This is a genomic window from Streptomyces sp. SUK 48, assembly GCF_009650765.1.
Lineage (GTDB): Bacteria > Actinomycetota > Actinomycetes > Streptomycetales > Streptomycetaceae > Streptomyces.
Window position 1 is genome coordinate 5469673 of the sequence record NZ_CP045740.1, and the last position, 18845, is coordinate 5488517.

Annotated in this window: 14 protein-coding genes; 11 read left to right on the forward strand and 3 right to left on the reverse strand. The window is 72.5% G+C overall.

Features of this window, described 5'->3' with window-relative positions; all coding sequences use genetic code 11:
- Positions 1 to 3: 3 nt before the first annotated feature.
- A complete protein-coding gene (locus GHR20_RS24055; protein WP_243878118.1) occupies positions 4 to 975 on the reverse strand; it encodes a YhjD/YihY/BrkB family envelope integrity protein in 972 nt (323 codons plus the stop codon).
- Positions 976 to 1142: 167 nt separating this feature from the next.
- Between GHR20_RS24055 and GHR20_RS24060 the strand changes: the two genes are divergently transcribed.
- The 7 genes from GHR20_RS24060 to obgE all read left to right on the forward strand — a co-directional run bounded on the left by GHR20_RS24060 (position 1143) and on the right by obgE (position 10957).
- Positions 1143 to 1919: a TIGR03936 family radical SAM-associated protein gene (locus GHR20_RS24060; protein WP_111586160.1), complete on the forward strand. Its 777-nt coding sequence runs from the start codon at positions 1143 to 1145 to the stop codon at positions 1917 to 1919.
- Between the two features lie 261 nt (positions 1920 to 2180).
- Positions 2181 to 6626, forward strand: a complete 4446-nt coding sequence (locus GHR20_RS24065; RefSeq protein WP_194858974.1) for an Rne/Rng family ribonuclease — start codon at positions 2181 to 2183, stop codon at positions 6624 to 6626.
- 120 nt (positions 6627 to 6746) lie between these two features.
- The gene (locus GHR20_RS24070; RefSeq protein ID WP_148023791.1) at positions 6747 to 7499 is read left to right on the forward strand and encodes a phosphocholine cytidylyltransferase family protein; all 753 of its coding nucleotides are present in this window, start codon (positions 6747 to 6749) and stop codon (positions 7497 to 7499) included.
- Positions 7487 to 8545 (forward strand): iron-containing alcohol dehydrogenase family protein, encoded by a 1059-nt coding sequence (locus tag GHR20_RS24075; RefSeq protein ID WP_161215003.1) that lies wholly within the window; start codon positions 7487 to 7489, stop codon positions 8543 to 8545. The genes GHR20_RS24070 and GHR20_RS24075 overlap by 13 nt, the downstream gene beginning before the upstream one ends.
- A gap of 257 nt (positions 8546 to 8802) precedes the next feature.
- Entirely contained in the window at positions 8803 to 9123 is a 321-nt protein-coding gene (gene rplU / locus GHR20_RS24080; protein WP_111586158.1) for a 50S ribosomal protein L21, read from the forward strand.
- Positions 9124 to 9137: 14 nt separating this feature from the next.
- Entirely contained in the window at positions 9138 to 9392 is a 255-nt protein-coding gene (gene rpmA, locus GHR20_RS24085; RefSeq protein ID WP_030779398.1) for a 50S ribosomal protein L27, read from the forward strand.
- Positions 9393 to 9511: 119 nt separating this feature from the next.
- Entirely contained in the window at positions 9512 to 10957 is a 1446-nt protein-coding gene (obgE, locus tag GHR20_RS24090) for a GTPase ObgE (RefSeq protein WP_153814346.1), read from the forward strand.
- 106 nt (positions 10958 to 11063) lie between these two features.
- On the opposite strand, the gene galU is transcribed toward obgE, so the two are convergent.
- Together galU and GHR20_RS24100 are read right to left on the reverse strand one after the other, a co-directional pair.
- Entirely contained in the window at positions 11064 to 11972 is a 909-nt protein-coding gene (galU, locus tag GHR20_RS24095; RefSeq protein ID WP_153814347.1) for a UTP--glucose-1-phosphate uridylyltransferase GalU, read from the reverse strand.
- An 87-nt stretch (positions 11973 to 12059) separates the two neighbouring features.
- Positions 12060 to 14363: a bifunctional glycosyltransferase family 2 protein/CDP-glycerol:glycerophosphate glycerophosphotransferase gene (locus GHR20_RS24100; RefSeq protein ID WP_148023794.1), complete on the reverse strand. Its 2304-nt coding sequence runs from the start codon at positions 14361 to 14363 to the stop codon at positions 12060 to 12062.
- A gap of 793 nt (positions 14364 to 15156) precedes the next feature.
- Between GHR20_RS24100 and proB the strand changes: the two genes are divergently transcribed.
- From proB to GHR20_RS24120, 4 genes are all read left to right on the forward strand, one after another.
- Positions 15157 to 16284 (forward strand): glutamate 5-kinase, encoded by a 1128-nt coding sequence (gene proB, locus GHR20_RS24105; RefSeq protein ID WP_111582022.1) that lies wholly within the window; start codon positions 15157 to 15159, stop codon positions 16282 to 16284.
- 132 nt (positions 16285 to 16416) lie between these two features.
- The gene (locus tag GHR20_RS24110) at positions 16417 to 16842 is read left to right on the forward strand and encodes a hypothetical protein (RefSeq protein ID WP_111582023.1); all 426 of its coding nucleotides are present in this window, start codon (positions 16417 to 16419) and stop codon (positions 16840 to 16842) included.
- Between the two features lie 75 nt (positions 16843 to 16917).
- Positions 16918 to 18204 carry a glutamate-5-semialdehyde dehydrogenase gene (locus tag GHR20_RS24115; protein ID WP_111582024.1) on the forward strand — a complete coding sequence of 429 codons (1287 nt, stop codon included), beginning with the start codon at positions 16918 to 16920 and terminating at the stop codon, positions 18202 to 18204.
- A gap of 58 nt (positions 18205 to 18262) precedes the next feature.
- Complete coding sequence (locus GHR20_RS24120) at positions 18263 to 18835, forward strand: hypothetical protein (protein ID WP_243878119.1); 573 nt, start codon at positions 18263 to 18265, stop codon at positions 18833 to 18835.
- The last annotated feature ends 10 nt before the right edge of the window (positions 18836 to 18845 follow it).

Sequence of the window (18845 nt, forward strand, 5' to 3'; positions counted from 1 at the left end):
GGATCAACTCTCGGGCGGGGTGCCGGAATGATGCCGGGTCACCTGGCGGCGGGCCGAGCGCCAGCGGGAGTGGGTTTGGGAGACGACGTCGTTCCATTGGCGGCGGACCTCGTCGTCAGGGGTGCGTTCGCCGTGGGAGATGCGGGTCAGCTCGTCGCGGATCTCGCGGCCCATCACCGAGGCGCCGACGATGCAGAGCATGACCGCGAAGAGGGCGGAGATCATCGCGAACACGGCGCCGACGACGCCGTAGCGCTGGGCCGAGGTGTTGAAGAGGTGCGGGAGGTAGAGGGTCGCGCCCACGGAGTAGGCCGCGATGGCCACCGCGCCGGTGATGCCGAAGGGAACCAGATCGCGCCAGGCGACACGGCGGGCGGACAGCAGGACGCCGGTCCAGACCAGGAAGACCGCGGTCACCGGCAACTCGACCGCCGCGCTGAGCAGATGCGCCCGGCTCTCGCTCGGCAGCGCCTGGATCAGGCCGCTGACCGCCATGTAGCAGGCGCCGGAGAGCAGCCACCCCAGGCCGTTGCGGGTGTTGCGCACACTGAGCGACCGGAGCTCCCAGGTCTGCTCGAACAGGCGTTGCAGGGCCCGGGTGAAACTCAGCGCCGACACGGCGAGGAACAGCACGCCCAGGATGCTGACGTCCACCTGCTCCTGCTCGGGCGAGAAGAGCGCGTTCACCGCCGCCGCGCCCTCGTCCGTCAGGCCGTACCGGGTGATCAGCTGGTGTGCGATGTCGTACGAACCGACGCTGGTCAGCACCGCCGCGCCCAGGATCACCAGCGGCACCAGCGCGGTCAGGGCGCTGGACGCGAGGGCCATGGAGCGGTCGAAGCCCGCGACCCGCTGGAAGCGGCCCAGCACCCGCAGCGTGAACGCCGGACGCAGCCAGAAGGTGAGGGCCCTGAGCAGGCGCCGGCCGCGGTTCTCCGCCGTCGTACCCTCCAGGGGTCGTTCAGAAGGGGGCAAAGTCTGCAAAAGGGAGCGTAACCGTCCGCGCCCGTCCCGCTCCCGGTCGACACGGCGGGAACCCCGGGGCGCCCTGGCACGTACTCTTGGTAGGAGTACGACCGCTCTCACGAAGGACTAGGACACTGGGCAAGCGACAGCCCGAAGGCCCGCCGCCCGCACCCGCGGTGCAGCGCATCCGACTGCGCTACACCAAGCGCGGCCGCCTGAGGTTCACCAGCCACCGAGACTTCCAGCGCGCCTTCGAGCGTGCGCTGCGCCGCGCCGAGGTGCCCATGGCTTACTCGGCCGGATTCACGCCGCACCCGAAGGTGTCGTATGCCAATGCCGCACCCACCGGCACCGGCAGTGAGGCGGAGTACCTGGAGATCGCGCTCACCGCGTCGCGCGACCCCGGGACACTGCGCGTCCTCCTCGACGAGTCGCTGCCCGCCGGGCTCGACATCGTCGACGCGGTCGAGGCGCACACCTCGGGTCTCGCCGACCGGCTGACGGCCTCCGTCTGGGAGCTCAGGCTCGCCGGAGTCGATCCGGCCGACGCCGAGCGCGCGGTCGAGGTCTTCAACGGAGCCGAGTCCGTCGAGGTGCAGCGCATGGCCAAGAACGGTGTGCGCACCTTCGACGCCCGCCCGGCCGTGGCGAGCCTTCAGGCGTACGGTGCACCGGCTGATGGGCCGACCGACCAGCCCTGTGCGATACTGCGGCTGGTTGTTCGGCACGTGACGCCTGCCGTACGACCCGACGACGTCCTGTCCGGTCTCCGCGCCGTGGCCGACCTGGCGCCGCCGGTCCCCGCTGCGGTGACCAGGCTGGCGCAGGGGCTGCTCGATGAAGAGACCGGCACGGTGACCGACCCGCTCGCGCCCGACCGCGAGGCAGCCACGGCCGAACCGGCCGTACCCGCTGCCGCCGCGACGGTGCCGGCGCCGGAAGGTCCCGCGTAGGACGCACGTCGTAGCGCCGCCCTGGTACTCGGGAGCCACCTGGGTCGGGCAGCGCACCGACCAGAAGACTTTCGCCAGGCCGTACCGACAAGGCGTACGGAACCGGCGAGACAGGACACAGAGTGCTCCCGTGCGGCGCCCGCGCCCCGGACGGCGGCCCTAGCGCATCGCGCGGGCCGCGGCGTCACCGGTGGACGGCCCCTTCGGGCCGGTGCCGGAACCAGGCGCGGCGCCCGGGAGCCTGACGGGAGAAACGCCCGCATGCTCGAGCCGACCGAACCCAATGAGGGTTCCGAACTGAACACCCCGAGCGACACCCTGCCGCCGCGCAGGCGTCGCCGTGCCGCCTCTCGGCCGGCGGGTCCGCCCGCCGCCGGGGAGGCGCCCGCCGAGGTGAGCGCCCCGGCCATACCGGCCGCGGAGGACACCGAGGAGGCGGCCGAGACCGCCGCCGAGGCCCCGGCCCCCCAGGCGGCCGAGGAGGCCGCACCCGCCGCGCGTCCGCGCCGCCGTGCCGCGCGCCGTGCCTCGGCACCCGCCGGCGCGCCCGCCGGTGCCCCCGTCGCCGCCGAGGTCGCCGAGGCCGTGGAGCAGGCGGAGACCGTCGCGCCGCCGGCCGCCGTGGAGGTCACCGAGGGCGGCGAGGTCGTCGTCGGCGAGGAGGCCGCACCGCGGCGCACCCGGCGCCGCGCCACCCGCAGCGTCGCCACGCCGAGCGCGGAGGCGGAGGCCGCCGCCGAGACCGAGACCCCGGCCGAGACCCCGGTCGCAGCAGAGGCCGAGGCACCCGCCGCGCGTCCGCGCCGCCGCACCAGTCGTCGTGCCGCCGCGGAGGCCGCCGAGACCGCCGTACCGGCCGCCGAGGCCGTCGAGACCCCGGCCGCCGAGGCCGAGCCGGTCGAGGAGGCGCCCGCCGCGCGTCCCCGCCGCCGTGCCACGCGCCGTGCCTCGGCGCCCGTCGGCGCGCCCGCCGGTGCCCCCGTCGCCGCCGAGGTCGCCGAGGCCGTGGAGCAGGCGGAGACCGTCGCGCCGCCGGCCGTGACCGAGCCGGTCCGGGAGGAGGCGCCCGCCGCTCCCACCCGCCGCCGGGCCACCCGCCGTGCCTCCGCGCCCGCCGGCTCGCCCGAGTCCGCGTCCGCGCCCGCCGAGGCCGCCGAGACCGTCGTACGGGCCACCGCCGAGGACGCTCCCGAGGCCGCCCCGGCCGCCGAGGAGCCCGCCGCCGAGGCCACCCCCGCCCGTTCCCGCCGTCGCGCCACCCGCCGCGCCTCCGCGCCCACCGGTGCGCCGAAGGCCGCCGAGGAGACCCCGGCCGTGACCGAGCCGGTCGCCGAGCCCGCCGTGGAGGCGCAGGCCCCCGCCGCCGAGGCCGAGAGCGCCGAGAGCGAGGACGCCGCCCCGCGCCGCGCCCGCCGCCGCGCCACCCGCCGGGTCACCGCGCCCGAGAGCGCCCCCGCCGAGACGGCGCACACCCCGGAGGTTCCCGTCACCACGCACACCACCGAGCCCGCGCCGGCCGCGGACGCCGTGCCGGCCGCCGCCGAGGCGTCCGGTGCCGCCGAGACGCCCACCCCGCGCCGGGCCCGGCGCCGGGCCGTGCGTCCCGCGTCCGGGTTCTCCGAGCCCGCGCGCGGCGCCGGGTCCGAGGAGGGCTCGCGCCGTCCCGCCCGTCCCGCCGTCGCCGTCTTCCAGGCGCCGGTGTTCGCCGAGCCGCGCTTCCAGACCCCCGAGCGGGCCGCCGCCGAGGCGGCCGCGGAGGCCGCCGAGCCCGTCGAGGCCGAGCAGCCCGCGCAGCCGCAGCAGCGTGCGGAGCACGCCGAGGAGCGGGCCGAGGCCGGTTCGCGCCGGCGCCGCCGTCGCCGCGCCGAGCGCGTCGAGGAGGCCCCGGTCGAGGCCGTGACCGAGGACGAGGACGAGAACGAGGCCGACGAGCCGGAAGGCGCCGAGGGCGAGGCCGAGGACGCGGAGGGCTACGAGGAGTCCTCCTCGCGCCGCCGTCGCCGCCGGGGCGGCCGTCGCCGCCGTCGCGGGGACGCCGCCGAGGGCGAGGGCGGCGAGGAGTCCGAGGAACTGGCCGCCGAGCAGGCCGCGCAGGACGCCGAGGACACCGCCGAGCAGGAGGAAGAGGACGACGAGGAGGCGCACGGCGAGGAGTCCGGCGGCTCCAGCGCCGGCAGCCGTCGCCGTCGTCGCCGCCGTCGTCGCGCGGGCGAGTCCGCCGCGGACGGCGAGCAGTCCTCCGACGACCCGGAGCGTACGGTCGTCAAGGTCCGCGAGCCGCGCAAGCAGAGCGAGCCGTCCGACGAGGTGCAGTCCATCAAGGGCTCGACCCGGCTGGAGGCGAAGAAGCAGCGCCGCCGCGAGGGCCGTGAGCAGGGCCGCCGCCGAGTCCCGATCATCACCGAGGCCGAGTTCCTGGCCCGCCGTGAGGCCGTCGACCGGGTGATGGTCGTCCGCCAGCACGGCGAGCGCACGCAGATCGGCGTCCTCGAGGACAACGTGCTCGTGGAGCACTACGTCAACAAGGAGCAGTCGACGTCGTACGTCGGCAATGTGTACCTCGGCAAGGTGCAGAACGTGCTGCCGTCGATGGAGGCCGCCTTCATCGACATCGGCAAGGGCCGCAACGCGGTGCTGTACGCCGGTGAGGTCAACTTCGGCGCGCTCGGCATGGGCAACGGCCCGCGGCGCATCGAGTCCGCCCTCAAGTCCGGTCAGTCGGTCCTGGTGCAGGTCACCAAGGACCCGATCGGACACAAGGGCGCGCGTCTGACCAGCCAGGTCTCCCTGCCGGGCCGCTACCTCGTGTACGTCCCCGAGGGCTCCATGACGGGCATCAGCCGCAAGCTGCCCGACACCGAGCGGGCCCGGCTGAAGACGATCCTCAAGAAGATCGTCCCCGAGGACGCGGGCGTCATCGTGCGCACCGCCGCCGAGGGCGCGAGCGAGGACGAGCTGCGCCGCGACGTCGAGCGGCTCCAGGCGCAGTGGGAGGACATCCAGAAGAAGGCCAAGAGCGGCAACGCGCCGACGCTGCTCTACGGCGAGCCGGACATGACCGTCCGGGTCGTGCGCGACATCTTCAACGAGGACTTCTCCAAGGTCATCGTCAGCGGTGACGACGCCTGGCAGACGATCCACGGGTACGTCGCGCACGTCGCCCCGGACCTCGCGGGCCGCCTGTCGAAGTGGACCTCCGAGGTCGACGTCTTCGCCACCTACCGGATCGACGAGCAGCTCGCCAAGGCGCTGGACCGCAAGGTCTGGCTGCCCAGCGGCGGTTCGCTGGTGATCGACCGGACCGAGGCGATGGTCGTCGTCGACGTCAACACCGGCAAGTTCACCGGCCAGGGCGGCAACCTGGAGGAGACGGTCACCAGGAACAACCTGGAGGCGGCCGAGGAGATCGTGCGCCAGCTGCGGCTGCGCGACCTCGGCGGCATCATCGTGATCGACTTCATCGACATGGTCCTGGAGTCCAACCGCGACCTGGTGCTGCGCCGCCTGCTGGAGTGCCTGGGCCGCGACCGTACGAAGCACCAGGTGGCCGAGGTGACCTCGCTCGGCCTGGTGCAGATGACCCGCAAGCGGGTCGGCCAGGGCCTGCTGGAGTCCTTCTCCGAGACCTGTGTGCACTGCAACGGCCGCGGTGTCATCGTGCACATGGAGCAGCCCGGCTCCGCCGGCGCCGGTGGTGGCGGCAAGCGCAAGAAGCGCGGCCGCGGCGGCGACGCGCAGGAGCAGCCGCACGAGCACGAGCACGAGACCGCGGCGGTCGCCGTGGACAGCGGCGAGGCCGCCGAGCCGGAGATCGAGACGGCCGCCGAGGTGGCCGCCGAGATCGCCGAGCCGGTCGCCCTCGTGGCCCCGGAGTTCGCGCCGGACGAGGAGCTGTACAGCAGCGTCGCCGAGGCGGAGGCGGCGGCCGGTCGCGGCCGTACCCGCCGCCGGGCGAGCCGCCGCGCGTCGGCCCCCGCGGGCGCGCCGAAGGCGGAGAAGTCCGCACGGAAGTCCGCCCGGGTGAAGGACGCCGAGGAGGACGCCGTCGCCGAGGCCGCCGTGCCGACCGCGCAGGACGTCACCGCCGAGGAGGCCGCGGCCCGTCCGGTGCGGCCCGAGTCGGCCGCCGAGGCGCTGGCCGAGCCCGCCGCCGCCGAGGACCAGGTGGTGCCGGCTCCCGAGGCCGCCGAGGAGGCGCCCAAGGGCCGTACCCGCCGCCGGGCGACCCGGAAGGTGTCCGCACCGGCCGGTTCCCCCGAGGGTGCCGAGGCCACCGTGGTGACCGTCGCCGAGACCGCGCCCGCGGCCCCGGTCGCGGAGCCCGCCGCCGAGGAGGCTCCGGCGCCCGCCGAGAGCGCCGCGCCGGCCCGTCCGCGCCGCCGCGCGGTGCGGCAGGCCGCCGCGCCGACCGCGTCCGAGGAGACGGCCGTCGTGGTCGTCCCGGCGGCCGCGGAAGAGGCGCCCGCGACCGAGGCCCCCGCCGAGGAGGCGCCGGCCGAGGAGGGCGAGGCGCCGGCCAAGAAGACCGCCCGCAAGGCGGCCAAGAAGGCCACGGCCAAGAAGGCGGCCACCAAGAAGACGGCGGCGAAGAAGACCGTCGCCAAGAAGACCGCCGCGAAGAAGACGACGGCCAAGAAGGCGGCCGCCACGAAGAAGACGACGGCCAAGAAGACCGCGGCGACCCCGCAGTCGACCTCCGTCGACTGACCCGTCACCGGCACGTCTGGGTGCGGTCCTGTCCGCGAGGAGAGGGCCGCACCCGCTTTTTTCGGCGGGCCGGGGCACCGCGCCCCCGCCCGCGCCCCTGAACCGAAGGAGAGAACCGCGATGATAGGTCTCGTGCTGGCGGCCGGCGCCGGACGGCGTCTGCGCCCCTACACGGACACCCTGCCCAAGGCCCTGGTGCCGGTGAGCGCGGAGGACGCGCCCGAGCCCGTCTCCGTCCTGGACCTGACCCTGGGCAACTTCGCGGAGATCGGGCTGACCGAGGTCGCGGTCATCGTCGGTTACCGCAAGGAGGCCGTCTACGCCCGTAAGGCCGAGTTCGAGGAGAAGTACGGCCTGAAGCTGACGCTCATCGACAACGACAAGGCCGAGGAGTGGAACAACGCCTACTCCCTGTGGTGCGGGCGCGACGCGCTCAAGGACGGTGTGATCCTCGCCAACGGCGACACCGTGCACCCGGTCTCCGTCGAGAAGACGCTGCTCGCCGCCCGCGGTGACGGCAAGAAGATCATCCTTGCGCTGGACACCGTGAAGTCTCTGGCGGACGAGGAGATGAAGGTCGTCGTCGACCCCGCCAAGGGCATGACGAAGATCACCAAGCTGATGGACCCGGCCGAGGCCACCGGCGAGTACATCGGCGTGACCCTGATCGAGGGCGACGCCGCCGAGGAGCTGGCCGACGCCCTGCGCACGACCTTCGAGCGCGACCCCCAGCTGTACTACGAGGACGGCTACCAGGAGCTGGTCGACCGCGGCTTCCGGATCGACGTGGCGCCCATCGGCGACGTCTCCTGGGTCGAGATCGACAACCACGAGGACCTCGCCCGCGGGCGGGAGATCGCATGCCGGTACTGACCCGGCTGTTCCCCTCGCCGATCGTCATGGACATCCGCGCGGGTGCCCTGGACGATCTGGCGGGCGTGCTCGCCGACCAGCGCATCTCGGACTCCGGGCGGCTCGCCGTCGCCGTCAGCCGCGGCTACGGCGCCCAGCTGCGCGAGCGCCTCGCCCCGGCGCTGCCCGCCGCCACCTGGTTCGAGGTGGGCGGCGGCACCCTGGACGAGGCGGTCGACCTGGCCGACCGGATGAAGTCCGGCGACTTCGACGCGGTCGTGGGCATCGGCGGCGGCAAGATCATCGACTGTGCGAAGTACTCCGCGGCGCGGATCGGCCTGCCCCTGGTCGTGGTGCCGACGAACCTCTCGCACGACGGCATCTGCTCGCCCGTGTCCAACCTGGACAACGACGCGGGACGCGGCTCCTACGGAGTGCCCGCGCCCGTCGCCCTGTTCATCGACCTCGACGTGATCCGCGAGGCCCCGCTGCGCTTCGTGCGCTCCGGGATCGGCGACGCCCTGTCCAACATCTCCGCGGTCGCGGACTGGGAGCTGGACCACCGGGTCAACGGCGAGAAGATCGACGGTCTCGCCGCGGCCATGGCCCGCCAGGCCGGCGAGGCGGTCCTGCGGCACCCCGGCGGCTGCGGCGACGACGGGTTCCTCACCGTGCTGTCCGAGGGGCTGGTGCTGACCGGCATCGCCATGTCGATAGCGGGGCACACCCGGCCGTCCTCGGGCGCCTGCCACGAGATCAGCCACGCGCTGGACCTGCTCTACCCCCGCCGGGCCGCCGCGCACGGCGAACAGGTGGGCCTGGGCGCCGCGTTCGCCACGTATCTGCGCGGCGACCACGACGGCTCCGGGCTGCTCGTGGAGGGTCTGCGCCGGCACGGGCTGCCCGTGGTGGCCGAGGAGATCGGCTTCAGCGACGAGGAGTTCGTCCGGGCCGTGGCGTTCGCGCCGGAGACCCGGCCGGGCCGCTACACGATCCTGGAGCACCTCGGGCTGTCCGCCGAGGGGATCGCGGAGGCGTACGCCGGGTACGTCGCCGCGGCCGGCTGAGCGGCGGGACGTTTCTCCGGACGCCGGGGCCGGTCGCGGAGGTCGGACGCCGGGGCCGGTCGCGGGGGTCGGACGCCCAGTTTGACCCCTACGGCTCCGGCCCGTAATCTTGACCGTCGGCGTGTCATCGAGCCCGCCACATCCCCGTAAACCTGTTCCTCCCGGACGCTAGGCCGGCCGGGAGAGGTCGCCCATGCGTATGCCGGGTGGCTGGCCTGCGGGGGTGCCGGTTCTGAACGAGCGAAAGAGAGATCCGCGTGTACGCCATCGTGCGCAGCGGTGGTCGCCAGCACAAGGTTGCTGTCGGCGACATCGTTGAGGTTGACAAGATTTCCACTGCCAAGGTTGGCGACACGGTCGAGCTCTCGACCCTGCTCGTTGTCGACGGCGACGCTGTGACCAGCGACCCGTGGGTGCTGGCCGGCATCAAGGTCGAGGCCGAGGTCGTGGACCACCACAAGGGCCAGAAGATCGACATTCTGCGCTACAAGAACAAGACCGGCTACCGCCGTCGGCAGGGCCACCGCCAGCAGTACACGGCGATCAAGGTCACGTCGATCCCCACGGCTGCGAAGTAAGGGACTGAGGAGACATGGCACACAAGAAGGGCGCATCGTCCACCCGGAACGGTCGCGACTCCAATGCCCAGCGGCTCGGCGTGAAGCGCTTCGGCGGTCAGGTCGTCAACGCTGGTGAGATCCTGGTCCGCCAGCGCGGCACCCACTTCCACCCCGGCGCCGGCGTCGGCCGTGGCGGCGACGACACCCTCTTCGCCCTGCTGCCGGGTGCGGTGGAGTTCGGTACCCACCGTGGCCGCAAGGTCGTGAACATCGTCCCGGTCGCCTGAATCAGCTGATTCGGCACCGAACGTTTCGCGAGGCGGACCTCACTTCCCGGACGGGAAGGCGGGTCCGCCTTTCGCGTGTTAGTACCTAGACATACCCGTAATTTCTGGAGGCACTGAACATGACCACCTTCGTGGACCGCGTCGAACTGCATGTCGCCGCGGGTAACGGAGGCCACGGCTGTGCCTCCGTCCACCGCGAGAAGTTCAAGCCGCTCGGCGGCCCGGACGGCGGTAACGGCGGGCGTGGCGGTGACGTCATCCTGACCGTGGAGCAGTCGGTCACCACGCTGCTCGACTACCACCACTCCCCGCACCGCAAGGCCACCAACGGCAAGCCCGGCGAGGGTGGCAACCGGGCCGGCAAGGACGGCCAGGACCTGGTCCTGCCGGTCCCGGACGGCACCGTCGTGCTCGACACGGCGGGCAATGTCCTCGCCGACCTGGTCGGGCAGGGCACGTCGTACGTCGCCGCACAGGGCGGCCGCGGCGGCCTCGGCAACGCGGCGCTGGCCTCGGCCCGCCGCAAGGCGCCCGGCTTCGCGCTGCTCGGTGTGCCGGGGGACCTCCAGGACATCGTCCTGGAGCTGAAGACCGTCGCCGATGTGGCGCTGGTCGGCTACCCGAGCGCCGGCAAGTCCTCGCTGATCTCGGTGCTCAGCGCCGCCAAGCCGAAGATCGCGGACTACCCCTTCACCACCCTGGTGCCCAACCTCGGTGTGGTGACCGCGGGCTCCACCGTCTACACCATCGCCGACGTGCCGGGACTGATCCCGGGCGCCAGCCAGGGCAAGGGCCTCGGCCTGGAGTTCCTGCGGCACGTGGAGCGGTGCAGTGTGCTGGTGCACGTCCTGGACACCGCGACCCTGGAGTCCGACCGCGACCCGCTCTCCGACCTCGACATCATCGAGGAGGAGCTGCGGCAGTACGGCGGTCTCGACAACCGGCCCCGCATCGTCGTCCTGAACAAGGTCGACGTGCCGGACGGCAAGGACCTCGCCGAGATGGTCCGCCCCGACCTGGAGGCTCGCGGCTACCGCGTCTTCGAGGTGTCGGCGGTCGCCCACATCGGTCTGCGCGAGCTGTCCTTCGCCCTCGGCGACCTGGTCGGCACGGCGCGTGCGGCCAAGCCCAAGGAAGAGGCCACGCGGATCGTCATCCGGCCCAAGGCCGTGGACGACGCCGGCTTCACCGTCACCCGTGAGGAGGCCGGCGGCGAGCCGCTGTTCCGGGTGCGCGGCGAGAAGCCCGAGCGCTGGGTGCGCCAGACCGACTTCAACAACGACGAGGCCGTCGGCTACCTCGCCGACCGGCTCAACCGCCTCGGTGTGGAAGAGCAGTTGATGAAGGCCGGCGCCCGGGGCGGCGACGGCGTCGCCATCGGTCCCGAGGAGAACGCGGTCGTCTTCGACTGGGAGCCGTCGGTCACGGCGGGCGCCGAGATGCTCGGCCGCCGCGGCGAGGACCACCGCTTCGAGGCACCCCGCCCCGCGGCCCAGCGCCGCCGGGACCGGGACGCCGAACGGGACGAGGCCGGCCGGGAGTTCGACGACTTCGAGCCGTTCTAGGACGGCCTCGCCCCGTTTTGACCGGGGCCGATGACGAAGGGCGGGCCCGGAGGAGAGATCCTCCGGGCCCGCCCTTCGTCGTGTCCGGTGTGCGACCGGACACGGATCAGTCCTCGGTCAGCTCCTGGCCGACGTAACCGCGCAGCCAGGTCCGGAACTCCGGGCCCAGGTCCTCGCGCTCGCAGGCGAGCCGGACGATGGCGCGCAGGTAGTCGCCGCGGTCGCCGGTGTCGTAGCGGCGGCCGCGGAAGACGACGCCGTGCACCGGGCCGCCCAGCTTCTCGTCCGTGGCGAGCTGCTGGAGGGCGTCGGTCAGCTGGATCTCGCCGCCGCGGCCCGGTTCCGTCGTGCGCAGTATGTCGAAGACGTGCGGGTCGAGGACATAGCGGCCGATGATCGCGTAGTTCGAGGGGGCGTCGGCGGGGTCGGGCTTCTCGACCAGGCCGGTGATCTTGACGACGTCGCCCTCGGCGGTGGCCTCGACGGCGGCGCAGCCGTAGAGGTGGATCTGCTCGGGTGCGACCTCCATGAGGGCGATCACGCTGCCGCCGTGCCGCTCCTGGACCTCGATCATGCGCTGGAGCAGGGGGTCGCGGGGGTCGATCAGGTCGTCGCCGAGGAGGACCGCGAAGGGCTCGTGGCCGACGTGCGGGGCGGCGCACAGCACGGCGTGGCCGAGGCCCCTGGGGTCGCCCTGGCGGACGTAGTGCATGGTCGCCAGGTCGCTGGACTCCTGCACCTTCGCGAGCCGGCTCGCGTCGCCCTTCTTCTGGAGGGCGGATTCCAGCTCGTAGTTGCGGTCGAAGTGGTCCTCCAGGGGACGCTTGTTGCGACCGGTGATCATGAGAACGTCGTCGAGCCCCGCGGTCACGGCCTCCTCGACCACGTACTGGATCGCGGGCTTGTCGACGACCGGCAGCATCTCCTTGGGAGTGGCCTTGGTCGCCGGCAGGAAGCGGGTGCCGAGACCCGCCGCCGGTATGACCGCCTTGGAAATGGTGGGGCGGGAAGCCATCAGGTGTTCGTCTCTCTCGTTTCGCACGTCACGCGCCGATGCGGCCGGGGTCGTCCCCGGCCGCGTTCGGGCGTCGATGAGCCCTGCTCAGGCGTCGATGAGGCCGTGCTCACCGGTGGGCTGCCGCGGGATGCGGGCCCCGGTGAGCGCCTCCGGCGCGGGCGCGGGCGTCCGGTCGTCCAGCGGGAGCACCGCGGGGGTGGTCTCCTGCCGGCCGAGGAACAGCCGGCGCACCACACGCTCGGCCGCGTTTCCGTCGTCGAACTGCACGAAGCGCTCACGGAACGCGGCGCGCAGCTCGGCGGCCTTGGAGTCGTTCCAGGCACCGGAACGGAAGACCTCGATCAGCTGGTCCTCGTCGGTCGCGGTCGCACCCGGCGTCTCGCCCGGCTGGCCGGAGAGGATGTCGAAGTAGACACCGCGGGCCTTGCGGTAGACCTCCCAGTCGTCCGCGTAGGTGACGATCGGGCGGTCCAGGCACGCGTAGTCGAACATGATGGACGAGTAGTCCGTGATCAGCGCGTCGGCGGCCAGGCAGAGGTCCTCCACCACCGGGTACGTCGACACGTCCTTGATCAGACCGCGCTCCTGGAGGGCCTCCAGGCGGGGGTCGGCACCGTAGAAGTAGTGCGTGCGCACCAGGACGACGAAGTCCGGGCCGAGCTCGGAGCAGAAGCGCTCCAGGTCGATCCGGGGGACGTAGCCCTTCTGGTAGTCGCGCACGGTCGGGCAGTACAGGATGGCCTTCTTGCCGTCCTCGATGCCCAGCTCGCGGCGGATGCGCAGGACGTCGTCACCGTCGGTGCGGAAGTAGACGTCGTTGCGGGGGTAGCCGAACTCGATCGCCTCGAACGCGCAGGGGTAGACCCGCTCCCAGTTCTCCGTGGAGTGCTGGTTGGAGGTGAGGCTGAGGTCCCACTTGTCGGCCCGCTCCAGCATCTTGGCGAAGCTCATGTTCTTCGCCGCGGCCGGGTACTTCTGCTGGTCGATGCCCATCTGCTTCAGCGGGGTGCCGTGATGGGTCTGGAGGAAGACCTGCTCGGGGCGCTTGATGATGTTGTTCGGGAAGTTGACGTTGTTGACGAGGTACTTGGCGCGGGCCATGACCTCCCAGTAACGCGGCGAGTTGGCCACCACGTAGTCGACGCCCGCGGGGACGTTGTCCACCATGTCGCGGCGCACGATCCACACCCCGTGCACGTCCGGGGCGAGTTCCTTGGCCTTGTGGTAGATGGCCGCGGGGTTGCAGGCGACACCGCGGTTCCAGTAGGCCGCGTAGACCGCGAGCTTGTCGTCCACCGGGCGGCGCAGGTGCAGCCGGTACAGCCGGTTGTAGGCGGTCTTGCCGAGCTTGGTCTTGACCTTGGTGGCGCGCTGGACGACCTGGCGGCGGGTGTTGCCGGCGGCGGTCACCGCGGCGTACGCCGTGTAGGAGCCGCGCTCCAGCAACTGGAACCGGACGCCCTGGGAGCCCTCGGGCAGCACGAAGCCCTTCGGCTTGTAGCGCTTGTACGAGGCGGCCGCGAGCTTGAAGAACTCCGCGCGGTCCTTGGGGACGATGCGGTCCTCGCGGGCCAGCGTGAACAGGTAGTGGCTCGCCGCGCGCTCGAACAGCAGGGCGCGCACGGGCTCGGTCTCGGGGTGCTGGTCGAGGAACTCGAACAGGCGCGCGTACTGCTGGAAGATGCCGAAGTGCTTGCGGCCGGGCGTCCGCATGGAGTTGCCCTGGCGGCGCTGGCGGTACTCGACGCAGACGTGGTCGGTGGCGGCGATGGTGTCCGCGGTCAGCATGGTCTTGTAGACCATGAGCGCGTCCTCGTAAATGCCGTCCGTGAAGATGAAGTTGTTGCCGACGTAGAACTCGCGGCGGTAGGCGCGGTTCCAGACGACGGCGAACATCGTGAGGAAGTCGGGCCGTTCGAGGGCCGTGAAGACGTCCGTGCCCGCGCTCGCGAGGAGTTCACCGGCCGCGCTCGCCTGGACCCGGTTGTTCCAGTACGTGCGGACGTGGTTGAGCAGCAGGATGTCGGGGTCGCCCGTGACCTCCAGCCGGTCGGCGATCGCCTGGAGCGCGCCGTCGGCCAGGGTGTCGTCGCTGTCCAGGAAGAGGATGTACTCGCCCCGGGACTTCAGCGCACCGGCGTCGCGCGCCTTTCCGATGCCCTGGTTCTGCTCCAGGTGCACGGGTATGACGCGGCTGTCGAGCGCGGCGTATTCATCGAGTATCCGACCGCAGGCGTCGGGCGAGTGGTCGTCGATCGCGACGATCTCGAAGTTCTCGAAGGACTGGGACAGAATGGAGTCCAAGCACGCACGCAGATATCCCTGGACTTTGTAGACAGGGACGACAACGCTTATTTTCGGCGAAGCGTTTCCATTCGCTACGGGCATGCTTGGGGCTCCTGGACTGTCGGTCAGACTCTCAACCGCCTCCCGCTGCCGGTGCGGCGAGGGAGGCGAGAGGCACAAGGAGTGCGAGGTTAAGGGGCGTTTAACCCTACCCTAACGTGCCCTACCGGATGGTCTCACCGTACGACCGGACGGGACCCCGCGACCCGGGTGTGGCGTGACTCACGGGCGCGCGTGCAGGGCCTCCTGGAAGGCCGGTTCCGGCATCGCGGGCCGGACGGCGGCGACACCGGAACACGGCCGTCCGCCCGGGTAAGAGAAGGTGAGCCGACGGTGAGAACGGCACCGCTGGCGGCGCGAATCGGGCGATCCGGTCAACGTGCCCCGCGTGCCCGCCGCGGAGGCTCGCGGTGCGGATGTTGTGTGCCCCGGTCCACGGATTCGGGCCGGATGTGGTGGATTCGACACCGATCCGCACAGCACGGTCGCACGGCGGACGCCCGGCGGGTTCCGGCCGGGTTCCGGCCGGAGGCGACGGATGCGACGACGGGGGCCGTGATGACGGCGGTGGCGGGAGGGGCTCGGCGCTCGGCGGGAAATCCCCGAGGCCCGGAGAAGAAATAGGCGCAGAAATAGGCGCAGCCCTTTTTGAAATAACGGAACCCTGCGCATGGCCGCGCGATCCCCCTTTCCGTTGTTCCCTCCCGTCGCTTCCCCGTCGCCGTGCGGTGACCGCCGGTGTCCGGCCGGCGAAACCGGAGCGCGTCGAAGGGCCCGGGTCGCGTACATTGCGCAGCACGAGGCCGGTACACGGGCGAAAGGGACGGCGGGCAAGGTGGCAAGCGCGAGGCAGGCCGTGGGCACGGCCCGCAGGATCGTCGTCAAGGTGGGGTCCTCCTCCCTGACCAGCGCCGCGGGCGGGCTGGACGCCGACCGGGTGGACGCCCTGGTGGACGTCCTGGCCAAGAGCCGGAGCGGGGGAGACCGGGAGGTCGTCCTCGTCTCCTCCGGAGCCATCGCCGCCGGACTCGCGCCGCTCGGGCTGCGCCGCCGCCCTCGGGACCTGGCCCGGCAGCAGGCCGCCGCCAGCGTCGGACAGGGGCTGCTGGTCGCCCGGTACACCGCCTCCTTCGCCCGGTACGGCGTCCGCGTCGGCCAAGTCCTGCTCACCAGCGACGACATGAGCCGCCGCGCCCACCACCGCAACGCCTCGCGCACCCTCGACAAGCTCCTCGCGATGGGCGCCCTGCCGATCGTCAACGAGAACGACACCGTCGCCACCGACGAGATCCGCTTCGGCGACAACGACCGGCTCGCCGCCCTCGTCGCCCACCTCGTCCACGCCGACCTGCTGGTCCTCCTCTCCGACGTCGACGGCGTCTACGACGGCGACCCCAGCAGGCCCGGCACCTCCCGGATAGCGGAGATCCACGGCCCCGGGGACCTCGCGGACGTCGAGATCGGCAGCGCGGGCAAGGCGGGCGTCGGCACCGGCGGCATGGTGACCAAGGTGGAGGCCGCCCGGATCGCGGCCGCCGCCGGCATCCCGGTGGTGCTGACCTCCGCCGTGCACGCGGCGGACGCCCTCGGCGGCGGCGACACCGGCACGTACTTCCACCCCACCGGCAAGCGCTCCGCCGACCGGCTGCTCTGGCTCCAGCACGCCTCCACCCCGCGGGGCGCGCTCACCCTGGACGACGGCGCCGTGGCGGCGGTCGTCCAGGGCCGCAAGTCGCTGCTGCCCGCCGGGATCGCCGCCGTCGAGGGCGAGTTCAGCGCGGGTGACCCGGTGGAACTGCGGGACGCCGGCGGCCGCGCGGTGGCGCGGGGGCTGGTCAGCTTCGACGCCAAGGAGATCCCCCGGCTGATCGGGCGTTCGACCCACGAGCTGGCACGCGAGCTGGGCCCGGCGTACGAACGCGAGGTCGTACACAGGGACGACCTGGTGCTCCTGCACGGGTGACACTCGTACACCGGGGCGCCCCTCGGGGCCTCCGGTGGGGGACGTTCCGTAAAACCGCCCCGCGAAGCCTTACGGCCTGCTCAACTTTGTGTGCGAGACATGTTTCCGAGCACTTGGGTGAAGGAGGCCGTCGTGAGACGAGTGCGCCCTGGGGGTACCACCCGAGGTGCCCTGACGAGCGTCGCGGCCGGGGACACCTACGAGGAGCCCAGGGACCTGCCCCGGCTGTGGCACGTCACCCTCAGCGTGGCCGGCAAGAGCGTCCCCCTCACGGACCTGCGCCGGGCCCTGGAACAGCTGGCTCACGACCATTCCTTCCTGCTGACCAGCAGATACGCGGGCGATCACGCCGAGATCCGGTACTGGGAAGAGGCCCGCGACCTGCATGACGCGGCCGCGGTCGCACTGCGCCTGTGGGGCGAGCACCGGCTCAGCGCCGGACTGCCCCCGTGGGAGATCGTCGGCCTGGAGGTCATCGACCGGGAGACGTACCACCAGCGCGTCGCGGAGGGGTACGGGCCGCCGCCCGCGACCCCCGTAGGGGTCCACCCCTTCTGAGCCCTTACCGGGCTTTTCGTCTCGGGGGCTGGGACGTGCGCGGAAGGGCTCCGCACCGCGCACTACCCTTCCCCCATGACCACGCTCTCGCCGTACGACTCGATGTCCCCGGTCACCCAGGCCGCCTACCGGGCCAGGGCCGCCGCCGCCGACCTCGCGCCGCTGCCGCGCGCCGTGAAGGACGACGCGCTGCTGGCGATCGCGGACGCCCTGGAGGTACGGACCGGGGAGATCATCGAGGCCAACGGCAAGGACGTGGCCAAGGCCCGCGAGAACGGCACCAGCGAGGCCGTCGTGGACCGGCTCACCCTCACCCCCGAGCGGGTCCGGGCCATCGCCGCCGACGTCCGCGACGTGGCGAAGCTGCCCGACCCGGTCGGCGAGGTGGTGCGCGGCTCCACCCTGCCCAACGGCATCGACCTGCGCCAGGTCCGCGTCCCGCTCGGCGTCGTCGGCATCGTCTACGAGGCCCGCCCCAATGTCACCGTGGACGCCGCCGCGCTCTGCCTGAAGTCCGGCAACGCCGTCCTGCTGCGCGGCTCGGCCTCCGCCTACGAGTCCAACACCGCCCTCGTCCGGGTCGTCCGGGACGCGGTCGGCGGCGCCGGGCTGCCCGCCGACGCCGTACAGCTGGTGCCGGGGGAGAGCCGCGAGTCCGTGCGCGAGCTGATGCGCGCCCGGGGCCTGGTCGACGTCCTCATCCCGCGCGGCGGCGCCTCCCTGATCAGGACCGTGGTCAGCGAGTCCACCGTGCCCGTCATCGAGACCGGCACCGGCAACTGCCACGTCTACGTCGACGCGCAGGCCGACATCGACATGGCGATCGACATCCTCGTCAACTCCAAGGCCCAGCGGGTCAGCGTGTGCAACGCGGCCGAGACCCTGCTGGTCCACCGGGACATCGCCGCCGAGTTCCTGCCGCGCGCCCTGGACGCGCTGGCCGAGGCCGGCGTCACCGTGCACGCCGACGAGCGGGTCATGGCCCATGCCGAGGGCTCGAAGGCCACCGTGGTCGAGGCGACCCCGGAGGACTGGGAGACCGAGTACCTGTCGTACGACATCGCCGCAGCCGTCGTGGACTCCCTCGACAAGGCCGTCGAGCACATCCGGCTGTGGACCTCCGGGCACACCGAGGCGATCGTCACCACCTCGCAGCAGGCCGCCCGCCGGTTCACCCAGTTGGTCGACTCGACCACGGTCGCCGTGAACGCCTCCACCCGGTTCACCGACGGCGGCCAGTTCGGCTTCGGCGCGGAGATCGGCATCTCCACCCAGAAGCTGCACGCCCGGGGCCCGATGGGCCTGCCGGAGCTGACCAGCACCAAGTACATCGTCACCGGCGACGGGCACGTCCGCCGCTGACACCCGCCCCGGCGGGGCGTCTCGACGGGCGGACGAATATCCGTACCGTCTGCCCAAATTGACCCCCCAGGTCTACTCTGGATACGTGCCGGAGGACGTGGGGGGCACGCCGTTCCCGGACGGCTGGGAGCCCGACGACGACCACGACCGCGGAGTGTCGGACGAAGAGTTCGCCTCCGTGGTCTTCGACGAGGACTTCGTACGCGCGGCCACGGTCCATGAGCCGACCGCCGTCGAACGCCTCCTTGCCGCCGCGAAGGCCAGAGCCGAGGCGTCCGAGGCCGCCCGCCGCGCCCGCGCCCGCAGCGAGCGCTACGACGACGTCTACGGGGGCGCCGATCCCGGCGACGAGCCGGACGACGACCTCGACGAACCGGACGACCTCCACGCCCTCGACCGGGGCCCCTTCGACGGGCACGGCAAGCAGGCCCGCTGGCACCGTCCGGTGGCCTGGGTGCTCGCCGTGGTGATGGGCGTCGGCATGGTCGCCCTCGCCTTCGCCGCGGTCTACCGGGGCGCCTCCTCGGGCACCCGGGACCAGCTGCCCGCGTCCACCACGACCGGCCAGAACCAGATCCCCACGGCGGCTCCGGCGCGCCCCACGGTGTCGGCGGTGCCCCACCTGCCCTGATCGGCTCCGG